At 52.5% G+C, this 16,232-nt stretch carries 13 protein-coding genes; all 13 read right to left on the reverse strand.

The genetic code is table 11. The annotated features are described in order from the left end of the window. Positions 1 to 254: 254 nt before the first annotated feature. Positions 255 to 3,452 (reverse strand): carbamoyl-phosphate synthase large subunit, encoded by a 3,198-nt coding sequence (carB, locus tag ACESZP_RS10105; protein WP_499708954.1) that lies wholly within the window; start codon positions 3,450 to 3,452, stop codon positions 255 to 257. Then, positions 3,445 to 4,524 carry a carbamoyl phosphate synthase small subunit gene (locus ACESZP_RS10110; protein ID WP_178038717.1) on the reverse strand — a complete coding sequence of 360 codons (1,080 nt, stop codon included), beginning with the start codon at positions 4,522 to 4,524 and terminating at the stop codon, positions 3,445 to 3,447. The genes carB and ACESZP_RS10110 overlap by 8 nt, the downstream gene beginning before the upstream one ends. 237 nt (positions 4,525 to 4,761) lie before the next feature. Then, positions 4,762 to 6,420 (reverse strand): ASKHA domain-containing protein, encoded by a 1,659-nt coding sequence (locus ACESZP_RS10115; RefSeq protein ID WP_178038716.1) that lies wholly within the window; start codon positions 6,418 to 6,420, stop codon positions 4,762 to 4,764. A gap of 7 nt (positions 6,421 to 6,427) precedes the next feature. Then, positions 6,428 to 7,483, reverse strand: coding sequence for a ketol-acid reductoisomerase (gene ilvC, locus ACESZP_RS10120; protein ID WP_349164300.1), 1,056 nt, complete (start codon positions 7,481 to 7,483; stop codon positions 6,428 to 6,430). A gap of 74 nt (positions 7,484 to 7,557) precedes the next feature. Beyond that, positions 7,558 to 8,091, reverse strand: a complete 534-nt coding sequence (gene ilvN / locus ACESZP_RS10125) for an acetolactate synthase small subunit (protein ID WP_178038714.1) — start codon at positions 8,089 to 8,091, stop codon at positions 7,558 to 7,560. A gap of 137 nt (positions 8,092 to 8,228) precedes the next feature. After that, positions 8,229 to 9,026, reverse strand: a complete 798-nt coding sequence (locus ACESZP_RS10130; RefSeq protein WP_349164165.1) for an ABC transporter ATP-binding protein — start codon at positions 9,024 to 9,026, stop codon at positions 8,229 to 8,231. Then, positions 9,019 to 9,948 (reverse strand): ABC transporter permease, encoded by a 930-nt coding sequence (locus tag ACESZP_RS10135; RefSeq protein ID WP_349164166.1) that lies wholly within the window; start codon positions 9,946 to 9,948, stop codon positions 9,019 to 9,021. Before ACESZP_RS10135 ends, ACESZP_RS10130 begins: the two co-directional genes overlap by 8 nt. Positions 9,949 to 10,077: 129 nt before the next feature. Next, positions 10,078 to 11,115, reverse strand: a complete 1,038-nt coding sequence (locus ACESZP_RS10140) for an ABC transporter substrate-binding protein (protein WP_499708955.1) — start codon at positions 11,113 to 11,115, stop codon at positions 10,078 to 10,080. A gap of 585 nt (positions 11,116 to 11,700) precedes the next feature. Beyond that, positions 11,701 to 12,243 (reverse strand): hypothetical protein, encoded by a 543-nt coding sequence (locus ACESZP_RS10145; RefSeq protein WP_499708956.1) that lies wholly within the window; start codon positions 12,241 to 12,243, stop codon positions 11,701 to 11,703. Further along, complete coding sequence (locus ACESZP_RS10150; RefSeq protein WP_499708957.1) at positions 12,233 to 13,195, reverse strand: hypothetical protein; 963 nt, start codon at positions 13,193 to 13,195, stop codon at positions 12,233 to 12,235. The genes ACESZP_RS10145 and ACESZP_RS10150 overlap by 11 nt, the downstream gene beginning before the upstream one ends. A 14-nt stretch (positions 13,196 to 13,209) precedes the next feature. Beyond that, entirely contained in the window at positions 13,210 to 14,220 is a 1,011-nt protein-coding gene (locus ACESZP_RS10155) for an NAD(P)H-dependent glycerol-3-phosphate dehydrogenase (protein ID WP_499708958.1), read from the reverse strand. Between the two features lie 12 nt (positions 14,221 to 14,232). Further along, the gene (gene plsY, locus ACESZP_RS10160; protein WP_349164171.1) at positions 14,233 to 14,877 is read right to left on the reverse strand and encodes a glycerol-3-phosphate 1-O-acyltransferase PlsY; all 645 of its coding nucleotides are present in this window, start codon (positions 14,875 to 14,877) and stop codon (positions 14,233 to 14,235) included. Continuing rightward, positions 14,877 to 16,202, reverse strand: a complete 1,326-nt coding sequence (der, locus tag ACESZP_RS10165) for a ribosome biogenesis GTPase Der (RefSeq protein ID WP_178038705.1) — start codon at positions 16,200 to 16,202, stop codon at positions 14,877 to 14,879. Before der ends, plsY begins: the two co-directional genes overlap by 1 nt. Between the last annotated feature and the right edge of the window lie 30 nt (positions 16,203 to 16,232).

Consider the following 16,232-nt stretch of genomic DNA (forward strand, 5'->3'; position numbering starts at 1 on the left):
ACTTCAATCCTAACACAGGATCCCGGTGCTTTCTTTCTTTTTTCTATTAACTTTTCCTACAAAAACTTTACCCTACGGTGCTTTTCCTTATGTTTAATCGCCTCAATCGCATACGATTAAGCTCCCTTCGTGTCCTGCTTCCTAAGCCCCTCGAATTCGAGGGGCTTAAATTGAGATTATGGACTTTTCCCACAGCTGCAAAAAGGACTCTCCTCCCGGAAAGCCCTTTCTGCTGTTCTTCTATTCTGTTTTCCTTAAATCGTCGCAATATCAATGAGGCTTAAGGTCTTCACGTCCGTATTCTCCAGACTGGTTACCAGAGCCTTGGCGGTATCGATGGCAGTCAGCACATTGACGCCTGTCTCAATGGCATTTCTACGGATAACAAAGCCGTCATGGCTGTGATCCACACCCTGGGAGGGCGTGTCGATAATCAGGTCGATCTTATGGCCCAGAATCAGGTCCAGGATGTTTGGGGACTCCTGCTCCAGCTTTCTGGTCAGGCGCACGGAGACGTCTGCCTCCATGAGCGCTCTTGCGGTACCCTTGGTGGCGTAGATACAGTAGCCCAGCGCCTCAAAGCGCTTCGCAATCTCCACTGCTTCTTCCTTATCCTCGTCCCGGACGGTCATGATCATATTTTTATACTTGGGCAGACGGATGCCTGCGCCCAGGAACGCCTTGTAAAGGGCCTCGTTGAAGGTTTTTGCAATACCCAGACACTCACCGGTGGATTTCATCTCCGGTCCCAGGCTGATGTCCGCGCCGCGGATCTTCTCGAAGGAGAATACCGGCATCTTCACCGCGTAGTAATCTGCCTCCGGCTGAAGGCCCGGCTGATAGCCCAAATCCTTAATCTTATAACCCAGAATCACCTTGGTAGCCAGCGGTACAATCGGAATACCGGTTACCTTACTGATATAGGGAACCGTACGGCTGGAACGGGGATTTACCTCAATGACGTATACCTCGTCGCCCACCGCGATAAACTGAATATTGATCAGACCGATGACATGTAAGGAGCGGGCCAGGCGCTTCGTGTATTCCTCGATGGTAGCCTTTACCTTATCGCTGATGCTCTTGGCCGGATATACGGAAATACTGTCTCCGGAATGGATACCCGCGCGCTCGATATGCTCCATGATACCCGGAATCAGGATATCCTCTCCATCGCAGACCGCGTCTACCTCAATCTCCTTACCCTGCAGATACTTGTCCACCAGAATCGGATGCTCCTGGGCGATCCGGTTGATGATGCCGATGAACTCTTCCACATCCTTATCGTTGATGGCAATCTGCATGCCCTGGCCGCCCAGTACGTAGGACGGGCGAACCAGAACCGGATAGCCCAGCTCGTTTGCTGCCTTCTTTGCCTCCTCGGCGGTAAATACCGTATGTCCCTTGGGTCTCGGAATCTGACACTGCTCCAGGATCTCGTCAAAAAGTTCTCTGTCCTCTGCCGCGTCCACATTCTCCGCAGAAGTTCCAAGAATGGGCACGCCCATCTTCATCAGGGCCTCGGTCAGCTTAATGGCAGTCTGTCCACCGAACTGCACCACAGCTCCGTCCGGCTTCTCCAGACGCACAATGCTTTCCACGTCCTCCGGAGTCAGCGGCTCGAAATACAGCTTATCTGCAATATCAAAGTCGGTACTTACCGTCTCCGGGTTATTGTTGATGATAATGGTCTCATAGCCTTCTTTCGCAAAAGCCCAGGTACAGTGTACAGAACAGAAGTCGAACTCGATACCCTGTCCGATGCGGATGGGGCCGCTGCCCAGAACCAGTACCTTCTTGCGGTCTTTTGTTTCTACGACTTCATTTTCACTGCCAAATACAGAATAGTAGTAGGGTGTGCTTGCCTCGAACTCTGCCGCGCAGGTATCTACCATCTTGTATACAGCGGTGATGCCGTTGGTGTAACGGAGCTCTTTAATCTCCTCCTCCGTCTTGCCGGTCAGGCGGGCAATGACATTGTCCGGGAACTCGATCCGTTTCGCTTCTTTTAAGAGCTCCGGCGTCAGGGGCTCGCTCTTCAGGGCCTGCTCCATTTCCACCAGAATCGCAATTTTATCAATGAACCAGATATCAATCTGGGTAATGGCATGAATCTCCTCATAGGAAATGCCCTTGCGGATGGCTTCCGCAATCAGCCAGATACGGCGGTCGTCCACCACATGAAGCTGATCCAGGATTTCCTCTCTGGAAAGATTTGTAAAATCATAGGACATGAGGCTGTCCACGTGCTGTTCCAGGGAACGGATGGCTTTCATCAGAGCGCCCTCGAAATTATTGCAGATGGCCATGACCTCGCCGGTGGCCTTCATCTGGGTGGTCAGAGTACGCTTTGCGCTGATAAATTTATCGAAGGGCAGACGGGGCATCTTCACAACACAGTAGTCCAGCATGGGCTCAAAGCTGGCCTTGGTCTGTCCGGTAATGGCATTGGGAATCTCATCCAGGGTATAACCCAGAGCGATCTTCGCTGCCACCTTGGCAATGGGGTAGCCTGTAGCCTTGGAAGCCAGTGCGGAGGAACGGCTGACACGGGGATTTACCTCGATCACGCAATATTCAAAGCTTTCCGGATGCAGGGCATACTGGACGTTGCAGCCGCCGGTAATGTTCAGCTCGCTGATGATATTCAGGGCAGAGGTACGCAGCATCTGGTACTCCTTATCGCCCAGGGTCTGGGAGGGAGCTACGACGATACTGTCGCCGGTGTGTACGCCGACCGGGTCGATATTTTCCATATTACATACGGTAATGCAGTTGCCGGCGCTGTCGCGCATAACCTCATACTCAATCTCTTTCCAGCCTGCAATGCAGCGCTCTACCAGAACCTCGCCCACACGGGAAAGTCTGAGACCGTTGGCCAGAATCTCCTCCAGCTCCACCTGGTTGTGGGCAATTCCGCCGCCGCTGCCGCCCAGGGTGTATGCCGGACGGAGTACCACCGGGTAACCGATTTTATTGGCAAAGGCAATACCTGCCTCTACGTCCTTTACTACCTCGGAAGCCGCCACGGGCTCGCCGATTTTCTCCATGGTGCTCTTGAACTCCAAACGATCCTCGGCCTTCTTGATGGTCTCGGAAGTAGTTCCGATGAGACGTACGTTGTGCTCCTTTAAGAAGCCGCGCTCCTCCAGCTCCATGGCCAGATTCAGGCCCGCCTGACCGCCCAGGGTCGGCAGTACACTGTCGGGTTGCTCCTTCAGAATCAGCTGCTCTACCACCTCGACAGTCAGCGGTTCAATGTATACACGATCCGCGATATCCTTATCGGTCATGATAGTGGCCGGATTGGAATTTAAAAGAACTACCTCGATGCCCTCCTCCTTCAGGGAACGGCAGGCCTGGGTGCCCGCATAGTCGAACTCGGCTGCCTGGCCGATGATGATCGGGCCGGAGCCGATGACAAGTACTTTTTTAATCGACGGATTCTTAGGCATTTTTCTTCACCTCCATCATGCGAATAAACCGGTCAAACAGGTAGCCGGAATCCTGGGGACCCGGGCATGCCTCCGGATGGAACTGTACGGTAAAAATGTTCTTACCGGTGTATTTCAGACCCTCGTTGGTTTTGTCATTGACATTTTCAAAGGCTGCCGTAGCTACGGCCGGGTTCAGGCTGTTCACATCTACGGCATAGCCGTGGTTCTGGGAGGAAATGTATACTCTTCCGGTCTCCAGATCCTTCACCGGATGGTTGCCGCCTCTGTGGCCGTATTTCAGCTTGTAGGTGTCCGCGCCTGTGGCCAGGGCCATCAGCTGATGTCCCAGACAGATGGCAAAAATCGGGATATCGCTCTCATAGAGCTTCCGCACCTCGTCGATGATGGGACCGCAGTCCTTGGGGTCTCCGGGGCCGTTGGACAGCATGATACCGTCCGGATTAGACGCGATAATCTCCTCTGCCTTTGTATCTGCCGGATAAATCGTAACCTCACAGCCTCTTTCATAGAGAGAACGGGCAATATTGCGCTTTGCGCCGAAGTCGAGAAGAGCTACCTTATAACCGTCCCGCTTCATCACGGATTTTTCTCTGCAGGTTACCTTTTCTACCACCTTACCTGTACGGTATGCCTTTAAACGGGGCAGTACCTCGTCCAGATTATCATATTCTTTTGTGGTAATCATACCGTTCATGGTGCCGCTCTCACGCAAAATCTTGGTCAGGGCACGGGTATCAATACCTGCGATTCCGGGAATATCATATTTTTTCAGGAAATTCTGAATTGTATCTGTACTTCTGAAATTGCTGGGAAGACGAGAAAGCTCCCGAACAATATATCCATCCGGCCAGGGACGTCCGGACTCCATATCCTCATAACATATACCATAATTACCAATCAGCGGATAAGTCATTACCACTGCCTGTCCCGCGTAAGAGGGATCAGTCAGCACTTCCAGATACCCGGTCATTGACGTATTGAACACGATCTCACTTATCACTTCGCGTTCCGAGCCAATGCTGGTGCCTGTAAACACATGTCCGTCTTCCAATATCAGAAAAGCTTTCATTCGTCCACCTGTTCCTTTCAAAAATATAGTCTCTTTGTATATACTTTCTCAAAAAAAAAAGACATACCATGCCCACTCGCATTTCCAGTCTTTTTCCCTCAAATTGAAGTTATTATACTATAACTTTTTTTGATGTTCAAGAGTTTTTTTCGGTACAATCCGATTTTTTCGCGACATTTTTTTCATACCATTTTTCATAGCTTTTGCGGGCGGCTTATCTTAGCCGCCCGCTGTTCCCTATTTTTCTGCTTTCGCCGCCTGCCGTTCCAAAAGCCGCCGCTCCACGGTTGGGAACCGCTGCAAATCTGTATGCGGAATCGCCTGGGCCGCGCGCATGAGCTCGATGAACTCCTCCACCGCGCCGAACTGGACGTATTGCATCCGTTCGATGATCTCCTCTGCCTTTTCGGTAAGGCTTCGATCCAGTAACAGCTTTTTCGCCCCCTGCAGGGATGTATTTCCCGGGGAAATGATTTTGTCCCGGTCGATATCCGGGTACATGCCGATGGTCACCGCCGACTCCTTGTCGATGTGGGTGCCGAAGGCTCCGGCCACATAAAAGCGGCCCACGTCTTCCATGCCAAGACCAATCAGGTTCATCATGTATTCCACCATAGTCATGGCCGCCGCCTTGGTGCGGATGAACTCGTCGATATCGCTCTGGTAAAAATAGAGACCCTGGGCGTATTCGATGGCGTATTCCATATCTTTTTCGGAAGCTGCGTCGCGCATGGGGAGCTTTTTAAGTCCGGGAATCCGAAGCTTCTCTTTTTCATCCTCGTCTCGGCTCTCTTCCGTCCGAATTTCCGCTTCTTGAAATCTCCCCCGCAGATCAATCCAGCCATTCAGATAAAGCTCTGCCAGCAGATCCACGATACCGGAGCCGCAGATGCCCTTCGCCTCTGTCTCACCGATTACATGTGCCTTCAGCCGTCCGTTTTCCGTGGTTACGCTATCCACCGCGCCGTTCTCCGCCCGCATACCGGTACGGACCGAACCGCCCTCCAGGGCCGGGCCTGCCGCGCCTGCGCCTGCCAGCAGGAATTCCTGATTGCCCACCACCAGCTCGCCGTTGGTTCCCACATCCAGGAAGACACTGATCTCCTCCCGGTCGGGAAGCCCCGTAGCCAGCATACCGCTGATGATATCGCCGCCCAGGTAATTCTCCATGGCCGGACAAAGGTATACAAAGCCCTGTACCGGAATTCCAAGCTCCGCTCCCCGGCATACCTCCGGCTCCAGAGTCTGTACCGCGTAGGGCGACTGAAAAACCCCGAAAGCATCCAGACCCAGTAGAAAATGCATCATGGTCGTATTGCCCGCCACGGTCAGGATGTTGCACTTCCTGGTATCCACGCCCGTTTCTTTCGAAAGCTGAACCATAAGCTTCCGGAATCCCTTTGCCGTAGCCTCCTGAAGCTCACGGCGCCGCTCCGGATGATCCTTAGTATAGAAGATCCGAGTCAGAATATCGTCCCCGTAAGCGATCTGCGGATTGAATACACTTTCCGAGGCAAGCGTCTCTCCGGTATTTAAATCCACCAGCTCCATTATAATCGTAGTACTGCCCAAATCCGCGCAGAGACCATAATGCTGTGCTGCAGTATCGCCCGGCTCCAGCGCAAGCAGTTCCCAGACACGTCCGTCGAATCCCAGGGACGCCGTCACCTGCCAATCTGCTTGCTCGCAGATCGCCAGACAATCATTCAGTACCGCCGGGCGGATCCTGATATCTGCCTCATCCCGAACAACGTGAGAAAACACGCTCTGCGAGTCTCCCGTATAAAAAGAACCACAGTCCCGCAGAGCAGCCAAAAGCCGCTTCTGCATGGATCTGTGGTCCTCCTCACAGGGTCGGGGCAGCTCTACATATACTTTTCTGCTCCATTCCTTCATATTCTAACTAGTTATCCAGCAGCTTATCCTGGCCATTCCAGCTGTACAGCTTACGGATTTCCTTTCCAATCTTCTCTGACGGATGCTCAGCAGCCAGCTTTCTCATAGCCTTGAAGTGAGCCTGTCCGCCCGCCGGAGACATATCAAGCAGGAAGTCCTTTGCGAAGGTACCATCCTGGATATCCTTCAGGATCTTCTTCATGGTCTTCTTGGTCTCTTCTGTGATAAGCTTCGGTCCGGTAATGTAATCACCATACTCTGCAGTATTGGAGATAGAATAACGCATTCCTTCAAAGCCGGACTGGTAAATCAGGTCTACGATCAGCTTCATCTCATGGATACACTCGAAGTAAGCATTTCTCGGGTCGTAACCAGCCTCTACCAGAGTCTCGAAACCAGCCTGCATCAGAGCGCAAACGCCGCCGCACAGAACTGCCTGCTCACCAAACAGGTCTGTCTCGGTCTCGGTTCTGAATGTGGTCTCCAGGATACCGGCTCTTGCTCCGCCGATAGCCAGGCCGTATGCCAAAGCATACTCCAGAGCTTTGCCGGTCGCATCCTGCTCTACCGCTACCAGGCAGGGAGTTCCCTTACCAGCCTGATACTCGCTTCTTACGGTGTGGCCCGGTGCCTTCGGAGCGATCATGGTAACGTCTACGTTCTTCGGCGGTACGATCTGATTGAAATGGATGTTGAAGCCGTGGGAGAACATCAGCATGTTGCCCTCTTCCAGGTTCGGCTCGATATCCTTCTTGTACATAGCTGCCTGCAGCTCATCGTTGATCAGAATCATGATAATATCTGCGCGCTTTGCAGCCTCTGCCGCTGTATAAACCTCAAATCCCTGCTCCTCTGCTCTCTTCCAGGATTTGCTTCCCTCATAAAGACCGATAATGACATGGCATCCGGACTCCTTCGCGTTCAGTGCCTGTGCATGTCCCTGGCTGCCGTATCCGATTACTGCGATGGTCTTTCCATCCAGCAGAGACAGATTGCAGTCTTCCTGATAATAGATCTTTGCCATTTTTTCATTCCTCCATTTTACTTTGTGTAAATAATTTATGCTTGAGGCGGCGGCATCCGGCCCGCAGCCGGTAATGTAGTCACCTGAAGTATCGTAACATAAGTACTGTCGGATTAGCTGAAATCGTAATCCATCAGTTTGCCGTCCTCGTCGTACATCTTCACATCGAAGGTACCTCTGGACAGGCCAGTAATACCGGTTCTCGCCAGCTCCAGAATCTCATATCCGCTTAAGAGATCAATAAATGCCTCAATCTTGGACTGATTACCGGTCAGCTCGATGACCAGAGATTCTTTCGCCACATCCACAATCTTCGCACGGAAAATATTCGCTACGGCGATCAGGGACTGACGGTTCTCTTCACTGACCTTCAGCTTAATCATAATCAGCTCGCGGCAGATAGAAGTCTCGGGCTCCAGGCGCTTGATATCAATCACGTCTACCAGCTTATTCAGCTGATTCTCAATCTGCTGCATAATAATCTCGTCGCCCTTGGCTACTACGGTAGCTCGGGAATAACGGGGATCGGCGGTTACACCAACCGTCAAACTGTCGATATTGTAACCACGGCGGCTAAACAGGCCTGCGATACGGCTTAACACGCCGGAAGTATTGTCGACCAGAATAGAAAATACAACTCGTTTCATAGTTTTCCCTTCCCTTTTAAGTATTCACTGCGCGGACAGTTGTCCTGTCCGCGCAGTCAAAGCTTTCTATTGATTCTACCAAGTTCGACACCCGTTGTCAACCTTTTAAACAGGGAATCTTACTCCGATTTCATCCCCTAATTAGTCAGCATCATCCGGTCGTTGGCGAACTCGCCGCCGCTGACCTCCTCGAATTTGGCCAGCAGGTCGGATACTTTCAGGTTTTTCTTCTCCTCGCCCGCCACATCGTATATGATATGGCCCTCGTACATCATGATCAGACGGTTGCCGTGTACGATGGCATCCTTCATATTGTGGGTGATCATCAGGGTGGTCAGCTGATCCTCGCCAACGATGCGGTCGGTGGCGTCCAGTACCTTGGCAGCGGTCTTCGGATCCAGGGCTGCTGTATGCTCATCGAGAAGCAGCAGACGCGGTTTCTTCAAGGTAGCCATCAGAAGGGTCAGCGCCTGTCTCTGTCCGCCGGACAGAAGGCCCACTTTACTGGTCAGACGATCCTCGAGACCCAGACCCAGACTTGCCAGACGCTCTTTATAATACTCCCGCTCCTTCTGAGTAATACCGGGCTTTAAGAAACGCTTTGATCCTCTTCTGGCAGCCAGCGCCAGATTTTCCTCGATTTGCATGCCTGCTGCGGTTCCGGTCATGGGATCCTGAAATACACGTCCCAGATAAGCCGCGCGCTTATGCTCCGGCAGCTTTGTCACATCTACGCTGTCGATAAAAATCTTTCCTTCATCTACCGGCCATACGCCTGCCACTGCGTTCAGCATGGTGGACTTTCCGGCTCCGTTGCCACCGATAACGGTAACGAAATCACCCTCGTTCAGATGCAGGTTCAGGCCTGCCAGCGCGGTTTTCTCATTTACGGTGCCTGCGTTAAAGGTCTTCCATACATTTTCTACTCTAAGCATTTGCCGTACCTCCCTTTTTTACCGGTTTTGCAAAATATTTGCCCTTCAGGTACGGAATAGCCAGGAAAATAGCTACGACCAGAGCGGAAATCAGTTTCATGTCGTTGGCGTTTAAGCCCGCCATAATAACCAGCTGGTATACAATCCAGTAAATGATAGCGCCAAGCACTACCGTAAACAGCTTAAAGCCAAAGTTACGGCTGATTTTTCCGAAGAGAACATTTCCAATGATAACGGCTGCCAGTCCGATAACGATGGCGCCACGACCCGCATTGACATCCGCAAAACCATTGTACTGAGCGTACAGTCCGCTGGACAGTGCCACGATGCCGTTGGAAATCATCAGACCGAGCATTTTGCTGGTGTTGGTGTTGATACCCTGGGCTCTGGACATGTTTTCATTGTTACCGGTCGCACGGATGGAGCAGCCAAGCTCGGTTCCGAAGAACCAGTAGAGAATCGCAATGATAACCAGTACAAATATGCCCGCTACGAAATTGGTGTTCTGATAGAAGGGAACACCCTTAACCCAGCGCAGGGATACAAGCTGGTCGTATTTACCGAACGCCAGCGCCTGATTTGCCTTTTCTCCCATGATACGAAGATTCACGGAGTAGAGGCCAAGCTGTGTCAGAATTCCGGCCAGAATCGCCGGGATTCCCATGGCCGTATGGAACAGTCCGGTTACCAGCCCTGCCACCATGCCTGCCAGGAATGCCACAAACAGAGACGTCCATACAGAGTGACCGCTCTGCATCATCATAATACAGACCGCGCCGCCGGTAGCCATGGTTCCGTCCACAGTCAGATCTGCCAGATCCAACACCTTATAGGTGATGTACACGCCGATTGCCATAATACCCCAGATCAGTCCCTGGGCACAGGGTCCCGGCAGAGCATTCAAAAACTTTAAAATATCCACTTTTTACTTCCTCCTGCCTTGTAATTACGCAAAATTGCGTAAAGCTTTCAATATTATATCAAAAAGCGGGCAAAAAGGGAAGTCCTTTTTACCCGCTTTTTAAATTCATGCAAAATGCGCTGTTACAGCTTACTCTGCTGTCTCAATTGCTACATAGTCATCCGGGATGGTTACGCCCATAGCCTCTGCCAGCTCCGGATTGTATTTCTTTGTGAACTCCGGTGCGTACTCGATCGGCATCTCGGATACGTTTGCCTCGCCGGTCAGAATCTTCACTGCCATCTTACCGGTAGCTACACCCAGGTCATAGTAGCTGATGGAAAGAGTTGCCACACCACATCCTGCGCAGATACCTTCCTCACCTGCGATTACCGGAACCTTCTCCGGCTCACAGATGTTGCGGACGATCTCGGTGTTGGATGCTACTGCATTGTCAGTCGGCACGTAGATGACATCACTCTCGCTTGCTGCTGTAGTTGCTACAGAAGAAAGGTCATTGGAATCAGAGAAGGAATACTGCTTGCAGGTATAGCCCAGATCTTCCAGAGCTGCCTGTACGGTGTCTACCTGGTACTGAGAGTTTGCCTCAGCAGAGCAGTACAGAAGTCCTACGTTCTTCGCATCCGGGAACAGCTCGTTCAGCATAGCTGCCTGCTGGTCAAGCGGAGCCAGGTCAGAAGTTCCGGATACGTTGGTTCCTACCAGGCCGTCGAAGTTGTCGATATCAAGTGCTACGCCATACTCGGTAACAGCGGTTCCCAGTACCGGGATGGTATCGGTTCCCTGTGCTGCTGCCTGGAGAGCCGGTGTGGCATTTGCAAGAATCAGGTCTACATTGTCAGATACAAGCTGATTGATGATGGTCGCGCAGGTAGCGGAATCTCCGGATGCATTCTGCTCCTCGAAGGTTACATTGTCTTCACCAAGTGCTTCTACGATAGCGTCCTTGAAGCCCTGTGTTGCTGCGTCCAGTGCCTCATGCTGTACCAGCTGGCAGATACCTACGGTGTAGGTCTGTCCGTCTGTGGAAGCCGCGTCTGCGGTATCGGTTGTTTCTGTGGTCTCAGCTGCTGCGTTGTCTGCGGTTGTGGTATCAGCCTTTCCTCCGCATGCTGCCAGGGACAGGGTCATTGCGCCTGTCAGTGCTAATGCGAGTAACTTTTTCATAGTAAATCCTCCTGTTTTCCTCCATTTTGCGGCACTGACGCTTTGACGCCACAATGCTTTGACGTATTAAAGTGCCGCATCACTTGCTTTATTGTATACCCCGAGGTGCTGTTTGTCAATGCTTAATTTTGGAAAATATGGTTGATAAAACGGAAGGTTGTGGGCTCCGGGGAGAGACAGAAAGCCCTCGGGGGACACGCAGATTTTCCTACTCCTCGCAGGCGGCTTATACGCATCTGACCGCCCAACTCGCCCTTCGGGCTCAAACAGGGGCTCCTTCAGATGCTGCCAGCCTGCTCGTCCCTACGGAAAATCAGCTAACGTCCCCCGAGGGCTTCCTGTCTCTCCCCGGAGATCTACATTTTTGACTCTTACGCCTTAAATATCAGAAGATAGAGAAATTCCCCTTCCAGGTGTTTAGCTTATTTTCCGTCGCTTCTGACTGCGCTAGGCAGCACCTGAAGGAGCCCCTGTTTGAGGGCGCAGCCCGAGTTGGGCGGTCAGGTGCGGATCAGCCGCGCGGGCAGAAGCAGGAAAATAATGCGTTCACCTGGAAGGGGAATTTCTCTATCTTCGTCCGTTCATTTATTCGATTGTCATCTCAAAACTGATTCTCTCTCCGCTCGAATCACCCGGATAGTAATCCACCGTAAAACTCTTCACGCCGTCCAGAATCTGCACAACTTTCTGGTATGTGCCCGTCCGTCCTGCCGGGAGGTAAGTATAGTCATAATCTTCGAACAGATACCGTGGCCGGCTCTCTTCCTCTTCGGTGTGCCACCAGTCCAGCACATCGTTATACCTGCCGTTGTCCTCGTTGAAGTAGATCCCGTAGTAGCTATCCCCGTAGCGGGTCTCGTCGCCCTCGTTGGTGACCTGAAAATCCAGCCGGTAGAAGGTGTAGCCTTCCTCTGCCTGTGCGCCCTCACAGGTGTCGCCCAGGCATTCACTGCCGATGGGTTCCAGAGTACAGTAGGAACCACCGGTATCCGCGGTCATCATACCGGGAACCAGGCGTTTGACCCAAAGCTGCAGGGTAACTGCCAGAAAAATAATTCCCAAGACCAGAAAGATACCGCCGACAATCCGAAATATCAGTGTATTTTTCTCCGTTGTCCTAGATTCCATCCCCAGCACCTCCATCCTGCGCTTCAAAGTCTTCCGGCAGCAGACCTTCCGCCTCTGCCTCATCTGCGGCCTGCTCCAATTCTGCGGCCTCATCATCGGTCAGGCTCTTGATGGGCAGCTCGATCCTATGGCTGCGGAGCAGGTTGCCTCCGTCCCAGTCCGTGCAGTCGTACTCGTCCAACCACAGTACTGCTGTGTCCGCGTCAGCATCCACCAGGAAACCGTACCAGCCGTCGCAGTATGTCTCCCCTTTGAAGGAGCTGTCATCCAGCGCCGGGTACACGCCCAGAATCTGCGCGTAGGGTTCAAAATAATAACTGGAAATGGGTTCCCGGTAATGGCCTTCTGTCTCCAGATAGATGCCATAAAGCCCGTTGTAATCCTCGTACTGGCCGTCGCTCTCGCCCTGTACATGGACCGCCACCAGCTTTTTGCCTTCCTCCATGGTCGGGAAGACGTTTTGATCCGCCACTTCCCGGCACTCCAGTATCTGCAGGGTGATGCCATCCTGGAAAATAAAGGAATCGCCCACCCGGTTTTCCACGATTTCCACACTATTTCCGCCGTTCGTATCCGACACAATCACACCCGTCACCAAACTGGTCGTCGTATAGTTCATGGTCCCCACAAACAGGAAGATACTGACGATAAAGAACAGGAGGCTGAACACAAAGAAGCCCACACCCTTTTTCTTCGCCGTCTCCCCCTCGAAAGCCGTGTAGGTATACCCGTCCTCCTGATAGGTAAAACTGCCTTCCCGTTCTTCGCCGGGATGGGCGCTGTAGGTGCGATGGCTTCTGTGACAGTCCTTATCGGAGCTGTCCCCAAAGCGGTCATGTACGGCCTCGTGCTGCTCCTCCGCCGTCTCCTGCCGGTTGAAGCAGCCACATTTGGGACAGATGCCATAATATTTCTCGTAGTCAAATTTCTTATTGCAGTTGTAACAGCGCACCGGCGACCTCCCTCCTACTCCCAGGGGAGCTGTGAATTTTCGATTTTTTTATCGCGAAGCATCAGCTCGGTCACGGCCTCCTTTGGGGACTTGTCCTCAAATAGTACCTTATTGACCTGCTCGATAATCGGAATTTCGATGTTATATTTCCGTGCAAGAGCCACAGCTGCCTTGGCGGAATAGACGCCTTCGACCACCATTTTCACCTCGTTCATGGCCTCCCGCATGGTGCGACCCTGCCCCATCAGGTAACCGGCCTTCCGGTTCCGACTGTGTACCGAGGCACAGGTTACAATCAGATCGCCAATACCGGACAGGCCGTTGAAGGTCTCCTGGCGTCCGCCCATGGCGGTGCCGATGCGGCTCATTTCCGCGATTCCCCGGGTAATGAGGGCTGCCTTTGTGTTGTCGCCGTAGCCCAGGCCGTCCGCGATACCTGCCGCCAGCGCAATCACATTTTTCAGGGCACCTCCCAGCTCGATGCCCAGCATATCCGGGCTTGTGTATACACGGAATACCTGATTCATAAAGAGATTCTGGATGTACTCTGCTGTCTCCCGGTCATGGGCGCCTGCCACCACCGTAGTCGGTAAACCCCGGCTAACTTCTTCTGCATGGCTGGGTCCCGACAATACCGCCGCACGGCAGTTTGGAATCTCATCTTCGATGACCTCGGTCATAATCTTCAATGTGCTTTCCTCAATGCCCTTGGATACGCATACGATTAACTGACCGTCCGCCACGCAGGGAGCCATATTGTGGGCCGTGCTGCGGATGCAGGCGGACGGAACCGCCAGCACCAGCATGTCCATGTTCTTCACGGCCTGCTGCAAATCATTGGTAATCTGAATCGCTTCGGGAATCTTTACGCCCGGAAGCTTATCCTTAAGCTCCCGGTTCTTTAAAAGACTCTCCACCGAAGCCGCCGAGTGAGACCAGAGGGTCACTTCGTGCCCGTTATTGTGAAGCACCAGCGCAAGAGCCGTTCCCCAGCTGCCTGCTCCAATCACACCTGTTTTCGCCATAGTATTTCTCCTTTATTTCGCTTTCTGTCCAAGCTTGCTCTCCGTACCGTTTAAGAGTCTTCCGATATTCTTTCTGTGGCGGAAGATAGCCATCAGGCACAGGAAAATCGTAATCGCGTAGAGCTCATAGAGATGTCCCTGGGACAGTCCCCACTTTCCCTGCTGTCCAAACAGAATCGTTCCCACCGGCAGCCAGATGCTGACCAGAATAGACCCCAGGGATACGTAACGGGTCGCGCCCACGGCGCCTCCAAATAATACAACGGCCACCAGGGTCATAACCGGATCCAGGGACAGGTACAGACCTGCGGTAGCCGCAATGCCTTTTCCGCCCTTAAACTTCAGATAAAAAGGAAAATTATGCCCCAGAATCACACCCAGGGCTGCGTACATTCCCAGAAGCACGCCCATATTTTCATCCGGATAACGGCCCGCAAACAGGGCGCGTACCAGAAGCACCGCGAAGACACACTTAAAGCAGTCTCCCAGCAGGGTAATAAGGCCTGCCTTCCAGCCAAGCGTCCGGAGCGCGTTGGTGGCTCCCGCGTTGCCGCTTCCATGCTGGCGGATATCCGTACCTTTTAATTCTCCATAGATATAACCTGTCTGAAACAGTCCAAACACATAGCCGATCGCCACACATACCAGACGTATCATTACTGATCTCCCTTTCTTTCCCGAATCAGGAACCGCAGAGCGGTTCCCTTGAAGCCGAACGCATCCCGGATTTTATTTTCCAGATATCTGGTGTAGGAGAAATGCATCAACTCCTTGTCATTTACAAAAATGACGAAGGTGGGCGGCTTTACCGCCACCTGTGTAATATAGAAAAGCTTCAGACGCTTTCCTTTATCTGAGGGCGGCTGCTGCAGGGCAACGGCCTCAGTCATAATCTCGTTCAGCACGCCGGTGGCCACGCGCAGATTCTGGTTCTGGATCACCATGTCGATGAGCTCAAAGAGCTTCGGCAGGCGCTGACCGGTCACAGCGGAAATGAACGTAATCTCCGCGTAAGGCATATAGGATAAGATATTGCGGATCTTATTGGTATATTCGTAGACGGTCTTGTCATTTTTCTCGATGGCATCCCACTTATTGACTGCAATGATGATGCCCTTGCCGCGCTCATGGGCGATACCGGCGATCTTCGCATCCTGCTCGGTGACGCCCTCTTTCGCGTCAATGACCAGAATGACCACGTCGGCCCGCTCCACCGCTGTCACGGTACGGATGATACTGTAGCGCTCCAGCTCCTCTTTGATCTTGTTCTTCCGGCGCAGTCCTGCCGTATCAATGAAAATGTAGTCCTTGCCGTTCCGGCGCACCTCAGTGTCGATGGCGTCACGGGTGGTTCCCGCGATATTGGATACGATGACGCGGTTCTCGCCGATCAGCTTGTTGATAATGGAAGATTTTCCTACATTCGGTTTTCCGACGATAGCAATACGGGGACGGTCATCCTCCTCAACCTCACCGGTCTGCTCCGGGAAATGCTTCACGACCTCGTCCAGCAGATCGCCGATACCCAGTCGGGAAGCCGCGGAAATCGGCACCGGATCGCCGATACCCAGATTATAAAATTCATAGGTATCCGCCATAAACTTCTGGAAGCTGTCCACCTTATTGATAGCCAGCACTACCGGCTTTCTGGAACGGCGCAGCATATCCGCCACCTTGGAATCCGCGTCCACCAGCCCCTGACGCACATCCGCCAGGAAGATAATCACATCCGCAGTATCAATGGCGATCTGGGCCTGCTCCCGCATCTGGGACAGGATGATGTCGCTGCTGTCCGGCTCGATTCCACCGGTATCAATCAGGGTAAATGCGTGATCCAGCCATGTTACATCCGCGTAAATACGGTCTCTTGTTACGCCGGGCGTGTCCTTTACGATGGAAATATTCTCCCCCGCAAGCGCGTTGAACAGGGTGGATTTTCCCACGTTCGGGCGTCCGACAATCGCTACTATCGGTTTACTCATTCTCTAATTTCTCCTATTCTTCTTGATACT

Source organism: Candidatus Dorea massiliensis AP6, assembly GCF_964245105.1.
Classification (GTDB): Bacteria; Bacillota; Clostridia; order Lachnospirales; family Lachnospiraceae; genus Laedolimicola; species Laedolimicola intestinihominis.

Coding starts and splice junctions, on each gene's coding strand:
- carB (WP_499708954.1), bottom strand. CDS start 3,452: ATGCCTAAGAATCCGTCGATTAAAAAAGTACTTGTCATCGGCTCCGGC.
- ACESZP_RS10110 (WP_178038717.1), bottom strand. CDS start 4,524: ATGAAAGCTTTTCTGATATTGGAAGACGGACATGTGTTTACAGGCACC.
- ACESZP_RS10115 (WP_178038716.1), bottom strand. CDS start 6,420: ATGAAGGAATGGAGCAGAAAAGTATATGTAGAGCTGCCCCGACCCTGT.
- ilvN (WP_178038714.1), bottom strand. CDS start 8,091: ATGAAACGAGTTGTATTTTCTATTCTGGTCGACAATACTTCCGGCGTG.
- ACESZP_RS10130 (WP_349164165.1), bottom strand. CDS start 9,026: ATGCTTAGAGTAGAAAATGTATGGAAGACCTTTAACGCAGGCACCGTA.
- ACESZP_RS10140 (WP_499708955.1), bottom strand. CDS start 11,115: ATGAAAAAGTTACTCGCATTAGCACTGACAGGCGCAATGACCCTGTCC.
- ACESZP_RS10145 (WP_499708956.1), bottom strand. CDS start 12,243: ATGGAATCTAGGACAACGGAGAAAAATACACTGATATTTCGGATTGTC.
- ACESZP_RS10155 (WP_499708958.1), bottom strand. CDS start 14,220: ATGGCGAAAACAGGTGTGATTGGAGCAGGCAGCTGGGGAACGGCTCTT.
- plsY (WP_349164171.1), bottom strand. CDS start 14,877: ATGATACGTCTGGTATGTGTGGCGATCGGCTATGTGTTTGGACTGTTT.
- der (WP_178038705.1), bottom strand. CDS start 16,202: ATGAGTAAACCGATAGTAGCGATTGTCGGACGCCCGAACGTGGGAAAA.